The sequence below is a fragment of the Methylosinus sp. LW4 genome (assembly GCF_000379125.1).
GTDB lineage: Bacteria > Pseudomonadota > Alphaproteobacteria > Rhizobiales > Beijerinckiaceae > Methylosinus.
Genome location: NZ_KB900626.1, coordinates 208,386 through 227,372 on the forward strand (window position 1 = coordinate 208,386; position 18,987 = coordinate 227,372).

Here is an 18,987-nt window from a genome sequence, read left to right on the forward strand (position 1 = left end):
CGCCCGAAAGCGCGCTATCGCAGGGCGAAAGCGGCGCGCCGCGCTCTGCGCCACGCCCTTGGCGCAATCTCGAGATTACTGCGCCCGAAAGCGACGCGACGCGCGAATGCGGCGCGACCAACGAGAGGACAGGACATGCAGAGACTCGGAGCGGCCGTCGCCGTCTTCGCGGCGCTAACGCTCGCAGCGGGCGTTCACCTTAGCGACGCCAATCTCTTCCTCCTCGCCGCGGCCGCCGGGCTCTGCGCCTTCACCACCTGGCGCAGCGCGGCGATCTCGAGCTTTCTGAAGATATTCGTCTCCATCTTCTCGGTGGAGACGATCGTCTTCGGCGCGGTGCGGCTGCTCGAGGTCGAGGGGCTGTGGCCCGCCTCCCTCGCCGATTACGCTCTGCCGGAGAGCATGTCGCTCACCGTCGCGGTCTTCTCCATCATCGTCTTCGGCCTCTCGCATATTCCCGTCGTGCGCGAGATGACGCGCATCGCCGATCTCTATTTCGACACGCAGGATCGCGGCGAGGCGAGCATATTCGGGCTCTTTCGATTCGGCGCGCGGGAGCGCAGCATCGCCGTCTCGATGATCGTGCTGCTCGTGCTCATCAATCAGGCGCAGGTCGGCGTCAATGTGCGCCTGTCCTTTTTCAATCGCGATTTCTTCAACGCGATCCAGGAGAAGAACGCCGACGCCTTCTGGCGCCTGCTGCTCTACGTCTTCACGCCCTGGGCCTTCACCTACATCATCAGCGCCGTGATCGAATTCGTCGTGCAATCGCTGATGATCATTCGCTGGCGGCGCTGGCTCACCGAGCATTATGTGTCGAGGTGGCTCGGCGATCATACGCATTATCGAATGGCGCTCGCCGGCAGCCAGACCGACAATCCCGACCAGCGCATCGCCGAGGACGTGAATCGCTTCATCGACGGCGGCACCGACGGATACGGGATCTATTCCTATTCGATCCTGCTGATCCAGACGTTGAGCTCGCTCGTCTCCTTCTCCATCGTCCTCTGGGGCCTCTCGGGCAATTACGCCTTTCCGGGCACAGACATTTTCATTCCGGGCTTTTTGTTCTGGGTGGCGCTGCTCTATGCGGCGGTCGGCACGGTGGTGACGCATCTTCTCGGCCGCACCCTGTCGGGCCTCTACTTCGAGCGCCAGCATCGCGAGGCAGATTTCCGCTTCTCGCTGGCGCGTCTGCGCGAATATAGCGAGCAGGTCGCGCTGCTCTCTGGCGAGAAGGCCGAGCGCTCCTCGCTGGTGAGCCGCTTCACGGCGATCATCGTCAACTATCTGCGCATCGTCACGACGCGCAAGAAGATGATCAGCTTCACGGCGACCTATGGGCAATTGTCGCCGATCATTCCCTATCTGCTCACCGCGCCCTTCTATTTCGCCGGCAAGATCAATCTCGGCGTGATGACGCAGACGTCCGGCGCCTTCGACAAGGTGCAGGACGCGCTGACCTTCTTCGTCACCTACTACACCTCGCTCGCCAATTTCAAAGCGGTGCTGGACCGCCTTTCCTCCTTCGACGAGGCGATCGAGCGCGCAGCGACATTGAGCGCCGCGGCGCCGAAGTTCGAGCGCGGCGCCTCGCCCGAGATCGCCGTCCATGATCTCGCTCTGTCGCTGCCGGACGGGCGGCGCATCGTCGAGGCGCGCGATCTCGTGTTCCGCCCGGCCGAATCGACGCTGCTGACCGGTCCCTCGGGCTCGGGAAAATCGACGCTGTTCCGCGCCATCGCCGGCATATGGCCCTATGGCGAGGGCCGCGTGCGCACGCCGGACGACGCCAATGTGCTGCTGCTGCCGCAAAAGCCTTATATCCCCATCGGCACGCTGGCCGCGGCCGTCGCCTATCCGAGCGCGCCCGACGCCTTCTCTCGCCGCGCGATCGAGGACGCGCTCGACGCCGCGCGGCTCGGGCCGTTCAAATATAGGCTGGACGAGGAGGACGCCTGGTCGCAGCGCCTCTCCGGCGGCGAGCAGCAGCGCGTCGCCGTCGCGCGCGCCTTGCTCGCCGAGCCCGATTGGCTGTTCCTCGACGAGGCGACCTCGGCGCTCGACGAGAAGCTCGAGGGAGAGATCTACGCCATGCTGCGCGAGCGCCTGCCCAATACGACGATCGTATCCATCGGCCATCGCTCGAGCCTGCTCGCCTTCCACCAGCGCCATATCGCGATGGAGCAGGAGGCGGACGGAACCTTCGCGCCGCGCGAAGCGGTGCTCGCATGACGAAATCGGGGGCAGGGGGACGCGAAGGCGGGCGCTCGCTGAAGGAGCGCGTGAAGACGGCGAGAAAGCGCTCGCTGTCCTCGACGCTCTGGCTCGAGCGCCAGCTCAACGATCCTTATGTGGCGCAGGCCAAGCGCGACGGCTATCGCTCGCGCGCTGCCTATAAGCTGCTGGAGATGGACGAGCGCTACAAGCTCTTCGCGCCCGGCAAGCGCATCGTCGATCTCGGCGCCGCGCCAGGCGGCTGGTCGCAGATCGCCGCGACGCGGGTGAAATCGGCCGAGGGCAAAGGCAAGGTCGTCGGCATCGATCTCCTCGACATGGAGCCCATCGCCGGCGTGGAATTCACCGTGATGGACTTCAATGAGGACACCGCGCCGGAGCGGATCAAGATCATGCTCGGCGGCGGCGCCGATGGCGTCATGTCGGACATGGCCGCCAACGCCACCGGCCATAAGCAGACCGATCATTTGAAGATCGTCGCGCTCGCCGAGCTGGCGGCGGATTTCGCTCGAGATGTGCTGGCGCCCGGCGGTTTCTTCGTCGCCAAAGTGCTGCAGGGCGGCACAGAGGGCCAATTGCTGGCGGCGCTGAAGCGCGATTTCGCGCAAGTGCGCCATGTGAAGCCGGCGGCGAGCCGCGCCGATTCCGCCGAGCTCTATGTTCTCGCCACCGGATTTCGCGGCGGCTGAAATCGCGCGCTTCTAGGCCGTCGTTCCGTCGGCCTCGATCGGCTGCTCGCCGGTCAGCCCCTCTCCCGCCGTCGGCGCGAGCCTGCGGAAGATGAGGACGGAGGAGGCCGAGACCGCCGTCACCGCGAGAAAAGCCGCATCGAAATCCGTGAGCTGCAGCGCGCCGCCGCCGTGCAGCGCGCGCGCCGTCTCGAGCGTCGCGGCGCCGAGCGAGACGCCGGCGGACAGGGCCAATTGCTGGCCGGCCGAAGCGAAGCTCGTCGCCCGGCTCATCGCCTGAGACGCGATATCGGCGTAGCCGATCGCATTCAGCGCGGTGAATTGCAGCGAGCGGAAGAAGCCGCCGACGAGCAGCAGGCTCATGATGATCCAATGCGGCGTTTCCGGCGTGAACAGCGCGTTGAGGAAGAAGAAGCCCGCCGAGATCAGCGCATTGACGATGAGCACGCGGCGAAAGCCGAAGCGGCTCAGAATGGGCTGCGCCGTCGTCTTCATCACCATCGCGCCGATGGCGGCGATGAAGGTCAGCGAGCCCGATTGAAACGCCGTGAGGCCGAAGCTGGTCTGCAACATCAGCGGCAGCAGGAATGGCGAGGCGCCGAGCCCCGTGCGAAACAGAAAGCCTCCGATGATGGAGGCGCGGAAGGTCGGCACGCGCAACAGATCGAGATCGATGATCGGATGCGGCGTGCGTCGCGCATGGCGCACATAGAGGAGCAGCGCGAGCGCCCCGGCGGCGACCAGCCCCGCCGCGGCCGGCGCCGGAACAATGCGCTGGCCGAGCGCGCCGAGGCCGAAGACGAGGCTCGACAGGCCGAATCCCGAGAGCAGAAAGCCGCGAATGTCGAGCGGCGGGACGCTCTCCTCGCGCAGATCGGGAATATAGCGGGTGACGAGCGCGATGCCGAGCAGGCCGATTGGCACATTGATCCAGAAAATATAGCGCCAATGGAAATAGGTGGCGATGAAGCCGCCGAGCGGAGGCCCCACCACCGGGCCGATCAGCGCCGGAATGGTGAGATAGGCGAGCGCGCGCACCAGATCGTGACGCGGCGCCACGCGCAGCAGCACCAGCCGTCCGACCGGCACCATCATGGCCCCGCCGAGCCCCTGGACCACGCGCGCCGCCACCACGCCGGCGAGCGAGGCGGAGAAGCCGCAGAGAATGGAGCCGATGGTGAAGACGAGGATCGCCGCGCGAAACACCCGCCGCGCGCCGAAGCGATCGGCGACCCAGCCGGAGAGCGGAATGAAGACCGCGAGCGAGAGGAGATAGGAGGTCAGCGCGAGCTTCAGAGCGATGGGGTCTTCGTGCAGATCGGCGGCCATTGCGGGCAGGGCGGTGGCCAGCACGGTGCCGTCGAGATTCTCCATGAACAGCGCTGTCGCGATGATGAGCGGCGTGGCGGCGAAGGAAGGCAACGGACCCCATGTCTTTCGAGCGGATCGGCGCGGCGCGGCCGCGGCTGGAGCCTTCCTTATGCGCCTATTCTCGAAGCGCCGCCAATGGCCGGCCTCGGCGGCGCTCGCCCCGTCGCCGGAGGGGTGGCTCGGGCGACGGGGCGCTCTGCGTCAGATCGTCTGCTGGGGAGCGGTCCAGCCGGCCGTGCGCCAGCTCTGCTCGAGGCCCCAGCGCCAATGATGATGGTGGCGCCAATGATGGTGGTGATGATGGCGCCAGTGGTGATGGTGGTGGTGATGATGCCGATGGTGGCCGCGGGCGGAGGCCACGCCGGGCAGCATCAGCGCGCCGATGAGGGCCGCCGCATAAACCATAGGTCGAAACATGCCGTTCTCTTCCCTTCTGGCGAGGCGGCCCCCAGCGCCGCCTCGGCCGGGGAGGAACGTCGGTTGAGCGGCGATCGTTCCCGCGCGCTCGGGGCGCCTCGGGCGCGCGGCCCGGCATGGTGAATGGCCCGTTAAAAAAATCAGCCGGCGATCGCGTCGAAGATCAGCTTGCCGTTGAGCGCGATGATGGCGACGGCGATGACGGCGGCGACGATGGTGGACCGTCTCGGCGCTGCGAGCTCGCCCATCAGCCGGCGCGAGGCGGTGAACCAGACCAGCGGCACGACGGCGAAGGGCAGAGTGAAGCTCAGCACTACCTGGCTCAGCACCAGCAGCCGGCCGGTGGCCTGCTCGCCCGAGATCAGCGTCACGCCGACGGCCGGGACGATGGCGATGAGCCGCGTCACGAGACGGCGAAGCGCGGGCTTCATGCGCAGCTCGACAAAGCCTTCCATCACGATCTGCCCGGCCAGCGTCGCCGTGACGGTGGAGTTGAGCCCGCAGGCGATGAGGGCGATGGCGAAGAGCTTGGCGGCGATCGGCGCGCCGAGCAGCGGGGCGATCAGCGTGTAAGCTTGGCCGAGCTCGGCGACCTCGGTATGGCCGGAGGCGTGGAAGACGGCGGCCGCCAGCACGAGAATCGAGCCATTGATGACGAGCGCGAAGAGCAGCGCCAGCGAGCTGTCGAAAATGGCGAAGTCGATCGCCTCTCGCCTCTCGGCCGAGCTGGCGCCGACGGCGCGCGTCTGCACGATATAAGAGTGCAGGAAAAGATTGTGCGGCATCACCGTCGCGCCGAGAATGCCGAGGCCGATATAGAGCATCTCGGGATTTTCGATCAGCGCGCGGCTGGGGACGAGGCCGGCGGCGACCTCATGGAGATCGGGCCGCGCCAGCAGCAGCTGTCCGCCGAAGGCGAGCGCGATGATCCCCAGCATGGCGACGACGAAAAGCTCGATCTTGCGGAAGCCGAGGCGCTCGAAGGCGAGCACCAGGAAAGTGTCCAGCAGGGTGACGACGACGCCGGCGGCGAGCGGCAGGCCGAACAGCAATTGCAGGCCGATCGCCGTGCCGATCACCTCGGCGAGATCGGTCGCCAATATGCCGGCCTCGGCCAGCAGCCAGAGCCCGACCGAGGCGGAGCGCGGAAACTGGCGACGACAGGCGCTGGCGAGATCGAGGCCGGTGGCGAGGCCGAGCCGCGCTGTCAGCGATTGCAGCACAATGGCCATGAGGCTGGACAGAACGGCGACGAAGAGCAGGGCCGCGCCGAATTTGGAGCCGCCGGCGAGGGCGGTCGCCCAATTGCCGGGGTCCATATAGCCGGTGGCGACGAGATAGCCCGGCCCGAGGAAGATGAAGAGGCGGCGAAAGCCGACGGTCTCGCGCGGCACGCGCACCGAGCCGCGCATGTCGCTGCGCGTCGCGCCGAGCGTGGCGGAAATTTCGGGCGAGACGGCGTGCATGAGGCGACCTCTGCTGCGCCCGCCCGGAGGCGGGCCACTCGGGACGATATAGGCCCCTCCCGCCGCGAGCGCCAGCAGGCTCGAGGTCGGCTTTTCGCAGGCGCCCCTTCTCGCCCTCGAGGCGCTGTGGCGGACTCGGACGTTTCTATGTCGCAATGCGTAGCGGGATGCGTCGAGCCGGCGCCGAGCCTGCGGCGAAACGCTAAAATTTGTGACCTTGTTGCAACAGTCGGCGAGATAGTTTTGCGCGAGCCGGGCAAAGGGCCACATGCCCCTTTTCAGCCATAAACGCTGCGCTAATCTCGGCCCGTCACAAGGTCATCTGAGGACAGAAGAGACGCCTTCCGCGCCGGCTCGTCGCGGGAGCAGGGTCTTTTATGTTCTCGAAGCCTGTCGTCGATTTCGGCGGTGACGATGGCGGTGTTCGTGCGCGGCGTTTTCGAGACGCCGGCTGCGTTGAGAAAGTCAGATCCTCGATGATCGTGTTTCTCCAGGCGATTGCGTCGACGGTGGGGCCGCGCGGGCGTCATAGGGCGCTGCTTCTCGCGCTCGGCGCCGCGACGGTCGGCTCTCTCGCGGCAGGCCCCGCCGCCGCTTTCGACGCGTCGGAGCCGCGCTCCATCGCCGCCGCCACCCAGCCGCTGACCATCTTCAAGGATCCGCAGGCCGCTCTGCGCGCCGGCCTCGAGAGCTACCACGCCGGCAACACCAAAAAGTCGGTGGAGGCGCTGCGCTATGCGGCGGACGGCGGCGAGTCGCTGGCGCAATGGAAGCTCGGCCGCATGTACGCCGATGGCGACGGCGTCGCCCGCGACGACGCCAAGGCCTATTCCTATTTCGCCAAGCTGGTCGAGCATTTCGCCGATGACGAGCCGAGCCCGCGCGAGCGGCTGATGGCGGCCGGCGCCTTCGTGGCTGTCGGCGTCTATTATCTCGAGGGGATCGCCGCGGCGAAGATCGCGCCGGACGCCGGCCGCGCTTTCGATCTCTTCCGCTACGCCGCGACCTATTTCGGCAACGCCGACGCTCAATATAATCTCGCGCGCATGTATCTGGACGGCAATGGCGTCTCCAAGGACGCCCGTCAGGCCGCCAATTGGCTCGATCTCGCCGCGCGCAAGGGCCATGCGCCGTCGCAGGCGCTGCTCGGCCATCTGATGTTCAATGGCGAGGCCGGCGGTCCGCCGCAGCGCGCCCGCGGGCTCATGTATCTCACTCTGGCGCGCGAGGCCGCCGGCGATCGGCCGACCGATCAATGGATCGTCGAGCTGCATTCCCGCGCGCTGGCGCGGGCGAGCGAGTCGGACCGCAAGGCGGCCGTGGCCATGCTCGAATATTATCTGACGCGCCGGGACTAGAGCCCCTCATCTCCAGCCGAGAGAAGCGAGGCGATCCTGGAGCCGTCGGGCCCCGGGATCGCCTTTTTGCGTCGTGCTCCCGCTTGCTTTTCCCCTGCCTGACTAATTTTGTCGCGCGCGCACATGCCGCATTGTGTCTCGAAAAGAGTTGGTGTAGGCTGACGCCGATGCGACGCTTTGCCGCGCGCATCTCGTGCAAAAAAACAAAATAAAGCACTAACATTCGGAGGATCGTCACATGTCAACAATCGGACACAGCAGCGCTGAGATCGGCAAGACCGTCCTGTGGCTGGTCGGCATTGTCGCTTTCGTCATCATCGCGCTGACGAAGGTCCCGGACTGGATTTCCCCCGCCGGCACCAACGGCACGGGCAACGGCAGCGACCCGGGCGTCGGCCGCACCGTGAAGATGATTCAGTAATCACGACGATCCTTCGCCTTTCGTCTGCGGCTTCGCCGACCCTTCTCGTGAAGCCCACGGCATGGCGTTGATCGCCGACTTTTGAAAAGTCGCCACTCGATCCGCCTCCTCCGCCCCCTTGTCGCGACAAGAGGGCGGAGTGAGGGGGACGAGGAGGCGCCGGGGAGGAGACCTCCCCGCCTCGCGAGCGCGCCGCCTGCGGCCTCGCAATCTCCCCCGCCGAATCGCAAATCAAAATTGCAGCGTGGCCGCGAAGCGAACGCCCGGAAGCGCTGCGATGTCGCGCAGCGTCTCGCGCGGCGCGGGCTCGTCGGTCGCGACAATGGCGACGGCGGAGCCGCCGGGCCGATCCCGCCCCAGCGCGCAAGTGGCTATGTTCACGCCGGCGGCGCCGAGCAGGCCGGCGAAGCGTCCGATGAAGCCGGGCCTGTCGGCGTTGGAGACGAAGATCATCCGCTCGGAAAATTCCGATTCGACGCGCACGCCGTCGGCGGCGACGATTCGCGGCCGCCCGTCGTGGAACAGCGAGCCGGCGAGCGTCCTCTCTCCGTCTCGCGTCTTCACCGAAATCGCGATCAGCGAATCATAATCGCCTTCGCCGGTGCGCGTCGCCTCGTCGATCGTGATCGCGCGCTCCTTGGCGATGGCGAGCGCCGAGACGAGATTGACCTCGGCCAGCGCCGGCCGCAGCACGCCGGCGACCGCGGCCGCGGTCATCGCCGCGATATTGCGCTGCGCTGCCGCACCCTCATAGGCGACCGAGATGCGCTCGATCGGCGAATCCGTCGCCTGGCCGAGGAAGGAGCCGAGCTTTTCGGAAAGATCGACGAAAGGCGCGAGCCGCGGCGCCTCTTCAGCGCCGATCGAGGGGAAGTTCACCGCATTGACGATCGCGCCGCGCGTCAAAAAATCCGACATTTGCTCGGCGATCTGCACGGCGACCTTCTCTTGCGCCTCTACGGTCGAGGCGCCGAGATGCGGCGTGCAGACGATATTGGGACGTGAGAACAGCGGGTTTTCGCGCGCCGGCTCGGTCTCGAACACATCGAGCGCGGCGCCGGCGACATGGCCCTCGTCCAGCGCCGCGACCAGCGCCGCCTCGTCGACGAGCCCGCCGCGCGCGCAATTGATGATGCGCACGCCGCGCTTTGTTTTCTTCAAAGATTGCGCGTTCAGCAGATCGCGCGTCTTGGCGGTGAGCGGCGTGTGAAGCGTGATGAAATCGGCGCGCGCCAGCAGCTGTTCGAGATCGACCGGCTCGACGCCGAGCCGTTTGGCGCGCTCCTCGGTGAGGAAGGGATCATAGGCGATGACGCGCATGGAGAAGCCGAGCGCGCGCGTCGCGACATTGGCGCCGACATTGCCGCAGCCGATGACGCCGAGCGTCTTGCCGGCGAGCTCGACGCCCATGAATTTGCTCTTCTCCCACTTGCCGGCGCGGGTGGAGGCGTCGGCGGCGGGAATTTGCCGCGCCAGCGCCAGCATCAGCGCCATCGTATGCTCGGCGGTGGTGATGGAATTGCCGAAGGGCGTGTTCATCACGATCACGCCGCGCGCCGTCGCCGCGGGCACATCGACATTGTCGACGCCGACGCCGGCGCGGCCGACGACCTTCAGCCGCTCGGCCCGCGCGAGCAGCGCCTTGTCGACTTGCGTGGTCGAGCGAATGGCGAGGCCGTCATAGGCGCCGATGGCGGCGGCGAGCGCGCTCGGCTCCTTGCCGAGCTCCGGCCGATAATCCGCCTCTATCTCGCGGGAGCGGAACAGATCGAGCGCTGCGGGCGAGAGCGCGTCGGAAACGAGCACGCGTTTGGGCATAGGGCCTCCCTCGGGCCGCGCCCGAGATTTCGCCCCCTTCGGCGCCGCGCTGGCGCGGCGGCCGTCCCTTTCCCTAGATCGTGACGAGCGGCCGGCGTCTCAAGCCGCTTTGGCGGCCTGTGAGACCGCCTCGGCATAGGCCCAGTCGATCCATTGCGTCAGCGCGACCACATCGCTGGCCTCCACCGTGGCGCCGCACCAGATGCGCAGGCCGGGCGGGGCGTCGCGATAGGCGCCGAAGTCGAAGCCCGCGCCTTCTTTCTCGACGAGGCCGACGAGGCGCGCGGCGAGCGCGGATTGCTCGGCGCGCGGCAGGCTGGCGACGGCGGGATCGGCGAAGACGAGGCAGACGCCGGTGTTGGAGCGCGTCGCCGGGTCCTTGGCGAGATGGGTGAACCAGGGCGTCTTCTCGACCCAGTCATGCACCACTTTGGCGTTGGCGTTCGCCCGCGCGAACAGCGCGTCGAGCCCGCCGATCGACTTGGCCCATTTCAGCGTGTCGAGATAATCCTCGACGCAGAGCATGGAGGGCGTGTTGATCGTGTCGCCCTCGAAAATGCTCTCCACGAGCTTGCCGTTCTTGGTGAGGCGGAAAATCTTCGGCAGAGGCCAGGCGGGCGTGTAGCTCTCGAGCCGCTCCACGGCGCGCGGCGAGAGAATCAGCATGCCATGCGCCGCCTCGCCGCCCATCACCTTCTGCCAGGAGTAGGTGACGACATCGAGCTTGTCGAAATCGAGCGGCTGCGCGAAGGCGGCCGAGGTGGCGTCGCAGATCGTCAGCCCCTTGCGGTCGGCGGGGATGAAATCGGCGTTCAGCACGCGCACGCCGGCGGTGGTGCCGTTCCAGGCGAAGACGAAATCATTGTCGAAGTCTATCTTCGACAGATCGGGCAATTCGCCGAAGGGGGCGACGAAGCTGCGGGCGGCGCCCGGCTTCAGCTGCTCGATGATGTCCGTGACCCAATCCGCGCTGAAGCTCTCCCAAGCCGCGACATCGACGCCGCGCGCGCCGATCATCGACCACAGCGCCATCTCGACGGCGCCGGTGTCGGAGGCGGGGACGATGGCGATGCGATGGCTCGCCGGCACGCGAAGGACCTCGCGCGTCAGATCGATGGCCTCTTTCAGCTTCGCCTTGCCGGCCGGGGAGCGATGCGAGCGGCCGAGCGCCGCCCCGGCGAGCGCGTCCAGCGTCCAGCCGGGACGCTTGGAGCAAGGACCTGAAGAGAAACGCGGATCGGCCGGCTTCACGCCGGGCTTTTGGATGGGCATATTCGTGCTGCCTCCCCGGGGCATGGATTTTCGGAGCCTGCGCTACGCGCAACACGTCTTCGCGTCAAGTCGGGCGCGAGCTGTGGCGGGGCGGTCATGGCCGGCCGCGCGGCGGCGGGGAGCTTTTCGCGAAGGGAGGGCCGCCGCCGGCAGGCCGGTCGTCGAGCCAGACGCGGCGGCGCGACCCTCAGTCGATCAGATAGCGGAAGCCGAGCCGCACCTGCTGAATGTCGAGCTTGCGGGTATGGCTGACGCCGAGCGCGTCCTTGCCCGAGATCGAGCCCAGATTGAGATAGCGATAGCCGATGTCCACCGCCCAATGATCGGTGATGTCATAAGCGAAGCCGCCCATGAAGGCATAGGCGAATTTGAGATAGGTGTTGGAGTAGCTGCGGTCCCAATTGGCCATATAGGTGCCGAGCGTGTAGGGGTCGGTCCAGGTCGTTCCGGCATAGGGAACGAGATTGCCCATGTACCATTGCACCTGGGCCTTCTGGAACAGTACGTCGACGCCGGCGCCGGCGCCGATATAGGGCGTGAGGCCGCCCCAGGTGCCGAGGTCGATATAGACATTGCCGAGGAAGACCGAGGCGGTCCCGCGGCTCTGCGAATAGGGGAAGCAATTGGTGTAGATGCCGACCGAGTCGGTGTAGGGTCCGCCCGCCGGCGTGCCGACCGCTCCGGTCTGACAGGGCGTCTTCACATAGGAGGCGCCCGATCGGCTGTAGAGCGGCTGATAATCGGCGGTGACGTCGGTGCGTAGCCAGCTGTTGTAGCGATAGCCGAAGCCGATGCCGGCCGACCAGTTGTTGACGAAATTATTCGCTGTCACCGCGCCGTCGATGTTCAGCACGGGCGTGCGCGCCGCGGCGATGTCGCCGCGCAAATACCAGCCGGTGCCCAGCTCGACGGGCTGGGAGTCCTGCTCGGGCGGAGAGAAAAAAGGCATATCCGCGGCGGCGGCGGAGCCGGCGGACAGAAGGCCCAGGGTCGCCGCCAGCAGCCCCGCCCCGGCGCAGGAACCGGAAAATCTCATTGGTTCATCCTCGCTACGCGCCGGGCGGCCTGAATCGGGCCGCGACGCGGGTGATGAACGATGAGTAAGTGATTATGCTTAATTGTTACTTAATGAGCGCCGCCGCTGGCCTGTCGCCGCAGCGGCGCTCCTGGTCCCGTCAAACGAATCCCAGTCCCGTCAAATGAGATTGAAGGCGCGCGTCAGCAGCGGCGACAGGATCAGCAGAATGAAGCCGAGATAGATCGCGCCCAGCGCGAAGGCTGGAATGAAGCGCATCCCGGCGTGGCGATAGATCCACAGGAACACGGTGAACTTCCACAGCACCAGCGGAAACAGCACGAAGCCGACGAGCTTCAGGGCCGGCATCGGCGGCGGAAATATCTGCGCCACCGCGAGCGTCAGCAAGAAGGATACGAGGCCGATGACCGCGCCCGTGGCGGTGAGGGCGATCAGCGTATGCTGAAAGCGCTCGCGCGTTCCGGTCAGCAGCAGCGCGCCGAAGGTCAGCGCGGCGAGCAGAGCGGCGCTCACCAGTCCGTAAGCGATCGAGGGGGGGATGTCGGCGCTCACCAATTGGCCGCCCGTCTCGGTGAGAATATAGGCGGCGAGGCTGATCCACAGCGCCGGCCGGCTGTCGGGCATAGAGGCCGGCCCGGCCTCGAGCTTGATGAGGTCGAGGAGCGCCTTGGGCGTCGGCGGCAGGCTGATGGACGGCGAGATCGACATATGACGGCCTATCGGGTTGGAGCCTCGGCGGCGGAAGGTCGCGACCTGCGCCCCCGCTTTGCGCAAAAGCGGCGAAGCCTGCGGTTCGAGTGAGCCGCAGGCGCCGCCGCCGCAGCCGTCTCTAACATGCTTTTCGGCGCGGCGGAACAATGGCCGTACGGGCGGGGCTCAGGGCAGGGAGCGCGTCCAGTCCTCCGTCGCGATCACCTGCGCGACGCGATGCGCCGCCTCCGCCCAGGAGACGCGGCTGACGGCGGAGGGGTCGGCCGTCGCGCTTCCGTCGAGCAGCTCCCGAATGCGCGTTGCGAGAGCGGCCGGATCATTGACGCGGAAATAGAGGGCGCCGGCGCCGCCGACCTCGCGGAACACGGGAATGTCGCTGCAGATCACCGGCCGGCCGCGACGCGCGGCCTCGGCGATCGGCAGGCCAAAGCCCTCTGCATAGGAAGGAATGAGCGCCGCCGCGCTCTTGTCGTAGAGAAAGGCGAGCTCGGCGTCGCCGATATCGTCGAGCCAGAACAGGCGCCGCCCGAATTCGGCGTGGCCGCGGATCTCGGCGGCGATCGCCTCCTCGAACCAGCCGCGCCGCCCGACGAAGACCAGCCGCACATCGCGGCCCTCGCGCCACAGCGTCTCGAAAGCTTTCAGCGCGACGCGATGGCCCTTGCGCGGCTCCACAGTGCCGACGCTCAGAAACATGGCGCCGCCCGCGGCTGCGGCGGCGATCTGCGGCCGCGGCGCGGCGGGCGCGCCATCGGCGATATCCGAGCCGCAATGGAACCAGCCGATCGAAAGGCCGGGTCGATGCTGCAGCCCGGCCTCCGCCACATAATCCGCCAGCTCCTCGGCGACCGTGCGCGAGATGGCGAGAAAGGCGTCGCTCTCGAGCAGCGCGCGGCGCAGCCAGGCCTCATAGCGCGGCGGCGTCACCTCATGGCAGGCGTGCGGATAGAGGACGGGGATGAGATCGAAAATGCAGGTGACGATCTCGCCGCCGCCGGCGCGAATGCGCGAGAAGACCGGCCGAAACTCCTCGAAAGCGTTCCAGCTGTCCGAGAGCATGAAGAAGCGATCGCCCGGCTCTATCTCGATTTCGCGATCCGGGCCGGGGGCTCCGTCGATGAGCGCGGCGACGAAAGCCTCGCAGGTGAAGAGCCGGCCGCCCTCGCAGCGCACGGCGATCACGGGAATGGGAAGCGCCGGATCGCGATAGAGCCCCTGCGTGATCTTTTTTACGACGCGCTGGATTCCCGTGCCGGCGTCGCGCCGCGCCGTCGCCGTCACATCGACGAGCAGCCGTCGCGGCTTTTGCGTTGCGCCCCGAGCGGCGGGCTCCAAAACGGCGGACTCGATGGCGGGCGGGGCCGCGCGAGAGAAGAGTCGCAGCAGCGGCGTCACAGCATCGACGAGCGCGGCCTCGAAACGGCGCAGCGGCCGGAAGATCAGCCAGGCGGCGGAATAGACGTTCTTCTCGCGCTCATGGACGAGATACAGAAGCTCGGCGCGCAGAAAATCGAGCTGATGCTCGAGCAGGCGATTGCGCTCCTCGAGACGTCGTTCGCGCTCGCTGGTCATTTCGCGGCTTCTGCGGCCGCGCGACAATAATCGAGCAGATCGACGAGCGTCTCGTCGATCGCTCGGCGCGGGCTCCAGCCTGTCGCCGCGCGCAGCTTGGCGGCGTCGCAGCGGGCGATCGGTATGTCGGCCGGCCGCAGCCGCGCGGGATCGACGACAATCTCGAAATCGCGTCGCGCCAGCGCGCGCATTTTCTCGACCAGGGACACGAGCGGGCGCGTCTCGCCCGAGGCGATGTCGAAGACATTGCGGTCGGGAAGACCGGGCGCGACGGCGACGAGCCGCAGATAGGCGTCGATGACGTCGCGCACGTCGAGAAAATCGCGCTGCACGGAAAGATCGCCGACCGACAGGCGCGGCTCGGCGCGTCCGCTCTCGATCTCGACGATCTGCGCGGCGAAGGAGGAGACGGCGAAGCGCTTGTCCTGGCCCGGGCCGATATGGCTGAAGGGGCGCGCCACGATGAGCCGCGCCGTCTTCGGCAGCACATCCGCCAGCATCGCCTCGGCCGCCAGCTTGGAGCGGGCGTAGACGCTGAGCGGCCGCGGGACCATTTCCTCATGCGCCGGGCCGTCTATGAGGCTCGCGCCATAGACGTCCGCGGTGGAGGCGAAGAGCAGGACGGCCGCAGGCGCGTGGCGGGCGAGCGCCGAGGCGAGATTGAACGCGCCGTCGAAATTGACGCGCCAAGTCTCTTCCGCCGCCAGGAAGGACTGCGCCGCCGAGGCCTGCGCGGCGAGATGAACGACGAGATCGGGCTGCGCCTGCGCGATGGCGGCGTCGACCGATTTGGGATCGAGCAGATCGAAGGCGATCGGCGTCCAGCGCCGCTCCGGCGCCGGCTCGCCCGGTCGCGCCAGCGACAGGCGTTGCGCTTCAGGATAGGCGCCCGCCAGCGCCTCCAGCAAATGGCGCCCGACGAAGCCGGAGCCGCCGGTCACCAATATGCGTTCGTAGCGGGCCGTGGATGAGGACGTGGGCTCCACGCTCATCGAGTCGCCGAGTCCCGGCTCAGCCGCTCGAGATCGGCGTCGACCATCTCGCGAATGAGCGCATCGAGCGATATCTCGGGCGCCCAGCCCAGCGCCTTGCGCGCCTTGCTGGAATCGCCGAGCAGAACGTCCACTTCCGCCGGGCGGTAGAATTTCGGATCGATCACCACATGCGCCTCCATGTCGAGGCCGGCATGCGCGAAAGCGATGCGGCACATGTCGCGCACAGTGGTGGTGACGCCTGTCGCCACCACATAATCGTCCGGCGTCTCCTGCTGCAGCATCAGCCACATGGCGCGCACATAATCGCGCGCATGGCCCCAGTCGCGCTTGGCGTCTATGTTGCCGAGGCGAAGCTCCTTGGCGAGGCCGAGCTTTATGCGCGCTACGCTATCCGTCACCTTGCGGGTGACGAATTCTATGCCGCGCAGCGGGCTCTCATGATTGAAGAGGATGCCCGAGGAGGCGTGCATTCCGAAGCTCTCGCGATAATTGACCGTGATCCAATGGCCATAGAGCTTGGCGACGGCGTAAGGCGAGCGCGGATAGAAGGGCGTCTTCTCGCTCTGCATCGGTTCTTGAATGAGGCCGTACATTTCGGAGGAGGAGGCCTGATAGAAGCGCGCGCCGGGGGCGCCGAGCCGCAGCGCCTCGAGCATATTGGCGACGGCGACGGCGGTGATATTGGCGGTGAGAATGGGCTGGCGCCAGGAGGAGGCGACGAAGGATTGCGCGGCGAGATTGTAGACCTCGTCCGGCTTCACCTCCTGCACGATGCGCAGCAGGCTGGAGAGATCGCTAAGATCGCCGTCGAGCAGCTGCACGTCATTGGCGACGCCGAGCCAGCGCAGGCGATGGTCCTCGACGCCGCGGTGCGAGGAGCGGCGGATCACGCCGGAGACTTCATACCCTTTGCCGAGCAGAAGCTGTGCGAGATAGGCCCCATCCTGTCCGGTAATGCCCGTCAGCAGCGCGCGTTTCGTCATGCGAAGAACCTCATAGCGGCCGGCTCCGCGCGCCCGGGAACGTCGCATCGCCTGCGTTTTGGACGCGGCGTCGGGCGGGCGCCGGCGATTCGGCTCGAGGAGGCGAGCCGTGGCGACGAGCGCCCGCGTCTTACAAAAGGCCCAGCCCGAAGGCAAGCCTCGCAGGCGCCGGAGGCGCGCGCGCTCCCTTTCGGGGACGCGCCGATTCGTGATAGCGCTGCGAGCGGCGAAAGAGGCGATAAAATGGCGCAGGCGGAAGCATTGGCGACGGAAGAGCGAGAGTTGAGCGCGCTGATGGCCGAGCTCGGCGCCGGCGCCCGGCGAGCGGCGAGGGCGGTCGCTCTGGCGCCGGCCGAGACCAAGAACGCGGCTTTGCGCGCCGCCGCGGCGGAGCTGCGCCGCCGCACGCCGGAGCTGCTCGCCGCCAATGCGCTGGATGTCGCGGAGGCGAAAGCGCGCGGCACGGTCGCCTCTTTCCTCGATCGGCTGACGCTCGATCCCGCGCGCGTCGAGGCGATGGCGCGCGGCCTCGAGGAGATTGCCGAGCTCGCCGATCCGGTCGGCCGGCTGCTGGCGTCCTTCGAGCGCCCGAATGGCCTGCTCATCGAGCGCGTGGCGACGCCGCTCGGCGTCATCGGCGTCATTTATGAGAGCCGGCCCAATGTCACGGCCGACGCCGGCGGCCTCTGCCTCAAGGCTGGCAACGCCGCCATTTTGCGCGGCGGCTCGGAGAGCCTGCGCTCCTCGCGCGCGATCCACGCTTGTCTCGTCGCCGGCCTCGTCGCGGCGGGCCTGCCGGAGGCGGCGATCTCGCTGGTCCCGGTCGCCGATCGCGCCGCCGTCGGCGCCATGCTCGCCGGGCTGGATGGCAATATCGACGTCATCGTGCCGCGTGGCGGAAAAAGTCTCGTCGCGCGCGTGCAGCATGAGGCGCGCGTGCCGGTCTTCGCCCATCTCGAGGGCATTGTTCATGTCTTCGTCCACGCGCAAGCCGATCTCGACATGGCGAAGCGAATTCTGCTCAACGCCAAGCTGCGCCGCACAGGTATTTGCGGCGCCGCCGAGACGCTGCTGGTCGATCGCGCCTGCGCGGCCACGCATCTCGAGCCGCTGGTGAAGATGCTGCTCGACGCCGGCTGCGAGGTGCGCGGCGACGCCGCGACGCAGGATGTCGATGCGCGCGTGCTGCCGGCGAGCGAGGAGGATTGGCGCGCCGAATATCTCGACGCGATCATCGCCGTTCGCGTCGTCGATGGGCTGGACGCGGCGATCGCGCATATAGAGACCTACGGCTCGCATCACACGGATTGCATCATCACGCAGAATGAGGATGTCGCCCGGCGCTTCATGGCGGAGGTGGATTCGGCGATCGTGCTGCACAACGCCTCGACGCAATTCGCCGATGGCGGCGAGTTCGGCTTCGGCGCCGAGATCGGCATAGCGACGGGCCGCATGCATGCGCGCGGCCCGGTCGGCGTCGAGCAGCTCACCTCCTTCAAATATCGCGTCCACGGCGCCGGGCAGGTCAGAGGATGATCGCGCGATCTTCGTGCGCGATTCCTTCTCCCACTCGTGGGAGAAGGTGGCCCGGCGAAGCCGGGTCGGATGAGGGTCCCGGCGATTGTCGAAGTCGTGAGGGCGTATCCGGCTGGGATGCAGAACGTCACGAGGGCCCTCATCCGACCTCGCTGCGCGAGGCCACCTTCTCCCACGAGTGGGAGAAGGGGCGCGAGCTTTCGAAGATTTCGCGATGATTCGTCTGCCGCCTCACGCGCCGGGGATGCGCATCGGCCTGTTCGGCGGCTCTTTCGATCCGCCGCATGAAGGCCACGCCCATGTCTCGCAAGTGGCGTTGCAGAGGCTGGCGCTCGATCGCCTCTGGTGGCTGGTGACGCCCGGCAATCCGCTGAAGGAGACCGCCGGCCTGCCGTCTCTGGCGCAGCGCATCGCCGCGGCGCAGAAAATCGCCCGCGATCCGCGCATAGTGGTCACGGGGCTCGAGGCGGAGATCGGCGCGCGCTATACGGCGGATACGCTGCGCTTTCTGCATCGGCGCTGTCCGGGCGTGCGCTTCGTCTGGATCATGGGCGCCGATAATCTGCTGCAATTCCACCGCTGGCGCGATTGGCAGGAGATCGCGCAGACGACGCCGATCGCCATCGTCGATCGGCCGGGCGCGACCTTTCGCGCCGCCGCGGCCAAAGCGGCGCAACGCTTTGCGTCCGCGCGCCTGCCGGAGAGCGCGGCGGCGCTGCTCGCCGACATGCCGCCGCCCGCTTTCGTCTATCTGCATGCGCCGCGCGTCGCGCAATCGTCCACCGCGCTGCGCAGCGCGAGATTATTTGCCGGCGCTGCGGCGCTGCCACCAGAGCAGGGCTGCCCCTAGGCCGATCATCGGCACGACGACCAGCACATAGGTCCAGATCGTGCCTTCGTCATAAGGGTGACTGTCGTAATAGCCGAACTCCACCGCCTGCTGATACGGGTTACGGAAGAAGAAGGTGACGAACACCCACAAAGCGAGAATGACCGCCGTGAAGAACATCAGCTGACGGCTGGCCAGCAGACGCGGAATGCGATCCTTCGGGGGCTCTTCGGTCATAGGCGGCGCTCCTCTATCGTTATTTTTCTACCTTCGCC

General features: G+C 67.2%; 17 protein-coding genes. 6 read left to right on the forward strand and 11 right to left on the reverse strand.

Going from position 1 to position 18,987, the window contains the following annotated elements; translation table 11 throughout:
• The first annotated feature begins 135 nt into the window (after positions 1-135).
• Both METLW4_RS0101040 and METLW4_RS0101045 read left to right on the forward strand, forming a co-directional pair.
• Positions 136-2,235, forward strand: coding sequence for an ABC transporter ATP-binding protein/permease (locus tag METLW4_RS0101040; RefSeq protein WP_018264341.1), 2,100 nt, complete (start codon positions 136-138; stop codon positions 2,233-2,235).
• Entirely contained in the window at positions 2,232-2,927 is a 696-nt protein-coding gene (locus METLW4_RS0101045; RefSeq protein WP_018264342.1) for an RlmE family RNA methyltransferase, read from the forward strand. The genes METLW4_RS0101040 and METLW4_RS0101045 overlap by 4 nt, the downstream gene beginning before the upstream one ends.
• A gap of 12 nt (positions 2,928-2,939) precedes the next feature.
• Here the strand turns inward: METLW4_RS0101045 and METLW4_RS0101050 are convergent, their stop codons facing one another.
• The 3 genes from METLW4_RS0101050 to METLW4_RS0101065 form a co-directional block, all read right to left on the reverse strand.
• On the reverse strand, positions 2,940-4,349 hold the full coding sequence (locus tag METLW4_RS0101050) for an MDR family MFS transporter (RefSeq protein WP_018264343.1): 1,410 nt from the start codon (positions 4,347-4,349) through the stop codon (positions 2,940-2,942).
• Between the two features lie 150 nt (positions 4,350-4,499).
• Entirely contained in the window at positions 4,500-4,715 is a 216-nt protein-coding gene (locus METLW4_RS27505; protein ID WP_157234740.1) for a hypothetical protein, read from the reverse strand.
• Between the two features lie 140 nt (positions 4,716-4,855).
• The gene (locus METLW4_RS0101065; protein WP_018264346.1) at positions 4,856-6,181 is read right to left on the reverse strand and encodes an Nramp family divalent metal transporter; all 1,326 of its coding nucleotides are present in this window, start codon (positions 6,179-6,181) and stop codon (positions 4,856-4,858) included.
• Positions 6,182-6,657: 476 nt separating this feature from the next.
• Here METLW4_RS0101065 and METLW4_RS0101070 point away from each other — a divergent pair, with 476 nt between their 5' ends.
• Both METLW4_RS0101070 and METLW4_RS0101075 read left to right on the forward strand, forming a co-directional pair.
• On the forward strand, positions 6,658-7,539 hold the full coding sequence (locus METLW4_RS0101070) for a tetratricopeptide repeat protein (protein WP_018264347.1): 882 nt from the start codon (positions 6,658-6,660) through the stop codon (positions 7,537-7,539).
• A gap of 238 nt (positions 7,540-7,777) precedes the next feature.
• A complete protein-coding gene (locus tag METLW4_RS0101075) occupies positions 7,778-7,960 on the forward strand; it encodes a hypothetical protein (RefSeq protein WP_018264348.1) in 183 nt (60 codons plus the stop codon).
• 231 nt (positions 7,961-8,191) lie between these two features.
• On the opposite strand, the gene serA is transcribed toward METLW4_RS0101075, so the two are convergent.
• The 7 genes from serA to gmd all read right to left on the reverse strand — a co-directional run bounded on the left by serA (position 8,192) and on the right by gmd (position 16,347).
• The gene (gene serA, locus METLW4_RS0101080; protein WP_018264349.1) at positions 8,192-9,778 is read right to left on the reverse strand and encodes a phosphoglycerate dehydrogenase; all 1,587 of its coding nucleotides are present in this window, start codon (positions 9,776-9,778) and stop codon (positions 8,192-8,194) included.
• A 99-nt stretch (positions 9,779-9,877) separates the two neighbouring features.
• Positions 9,878-11,050 carry a phosphoserine transaminase gene (locus tag METLW4_RS0101085; RefSeq protein WP_018264350.1) on the reverse strand — a complete coding sequence of 391 codons (1,173 nt, stop codon included), beginning with the start codon at positions 11,048-11,050 and terminating at the stop codon, positions 9,878-9,880.
• 187 nt (positions 11,051-11,237) lie between these two features.
• The gene (locus tag METLW4_RS0101090; RefSeq protein ID WP_018264351.1) at positions 11,238-12,086 is read right to left on the reverse strand and encodes an outer membrane protein; all 849 of its coding nucleotides are present in this window, start codon (positions 12,084-12,086) and stop codon (positions 11,238-11,240) included.
• A gap of 159 nt (positions 12,087-12,245) precedes the next feature.
• Positions 12,246-12,794: a hypothetical protein gene (locus METLW4_RS0101095; RefSeq protein WP_156967746.1), complete on the reverse strand. Its 549-nt coding sequence runs from the start codon at positions 12,792-12,794 to the stop codon at positions 12,246-12,248.
• Positions 12,795-12,962: 168 nt separating this feature from the next.
• A complete protein-coding gene (locus METLW4_RS0101100) occupies positions 12,963-14,369 on the reverse strand; it encodes a glycosyltransferase family 4 protein (RefSeq protein WP_157234742.1) in 1,407 nt (468 codons plus the stop codon).
• Positions 14,366-15,361, reverse strand: coding sequence for an NAD-dependent epimerase/dehydratase family protein (locus tag METLW4_RS0101105; RefSeq protein ID WP_018264354.1), 996 nt, complete (start codon positions 15,359-15,361; stop codon positions 14,366-14,368). The genes METLW4_RS0101100 and METLW4_RS0101105 overlap by 4 nt, the downstream gene beginning before the upstream one ends.
• Positions 15,358-16,347, reverse strand: a complete 990-nt coding sequence (gene gmd / locus METLW4_RS0101110) for a GDP-mannose 4,6-dehydratase (protein WP_026191152.1) — start codon at positions 16,345-16,347, stop codon at positions 15,358-15,360. Before gmd ends, METLW4_RS0101105 begins: the two co-directional genes overlap by 4 nt.
• 243 nt (positions 16,348-16,590) lie before the next feature.
• On the opposite strand from gmd, the gene METLW4_RS0101115 reads away from it, so the two are divergent.
• Positions 16,591-17,883, forward strand: coding sequence for a glutamate-5-semialdehyde dehydrogenase (locus tag METLW4_RS0101115; protein ID WP_018264356.1), 1,293 nt, complete (start codon positions 16,591-16,593; stop codon positions 17,881-17,883).
• 214 nt (positions 17,884-18,097) lie between these two features.
• Positions 18,098-18,733 carry a nicotinate-nucleotide adenylyltransferase gene (locus METLW4_RS23595; protein WP_018264357.1) on the forward strand — a complete coding sequence of 212 codons (636 nt, stop codon included), beginning with the start codon at positions 18,098-18,100 and terminating at the stop codon, positions 18,731-18,733.
• Here METLW4_RS23595 and METLW4_RS0101125 read toward each other — a convergent pair.
• Positions 18,686-18,949 carry a hypothetical protein gene (locus tag METLW4_RS0101125; protein WP_018264358.1) on the reverse strand — a complete coding sequence of 88 codons (264 nt, stop codon included), beginning with the start codon at positions 18,947-18,949 and terminating at the stop codon, positions 18,686-18,688. The two genes, METLW4_RS23595 and METLW4_RS0101125, sit on opposite strands and share 48 nt — an antisense overlap.
• Positions 18,950-18,987: the final 38 nt, after the last annotated feature.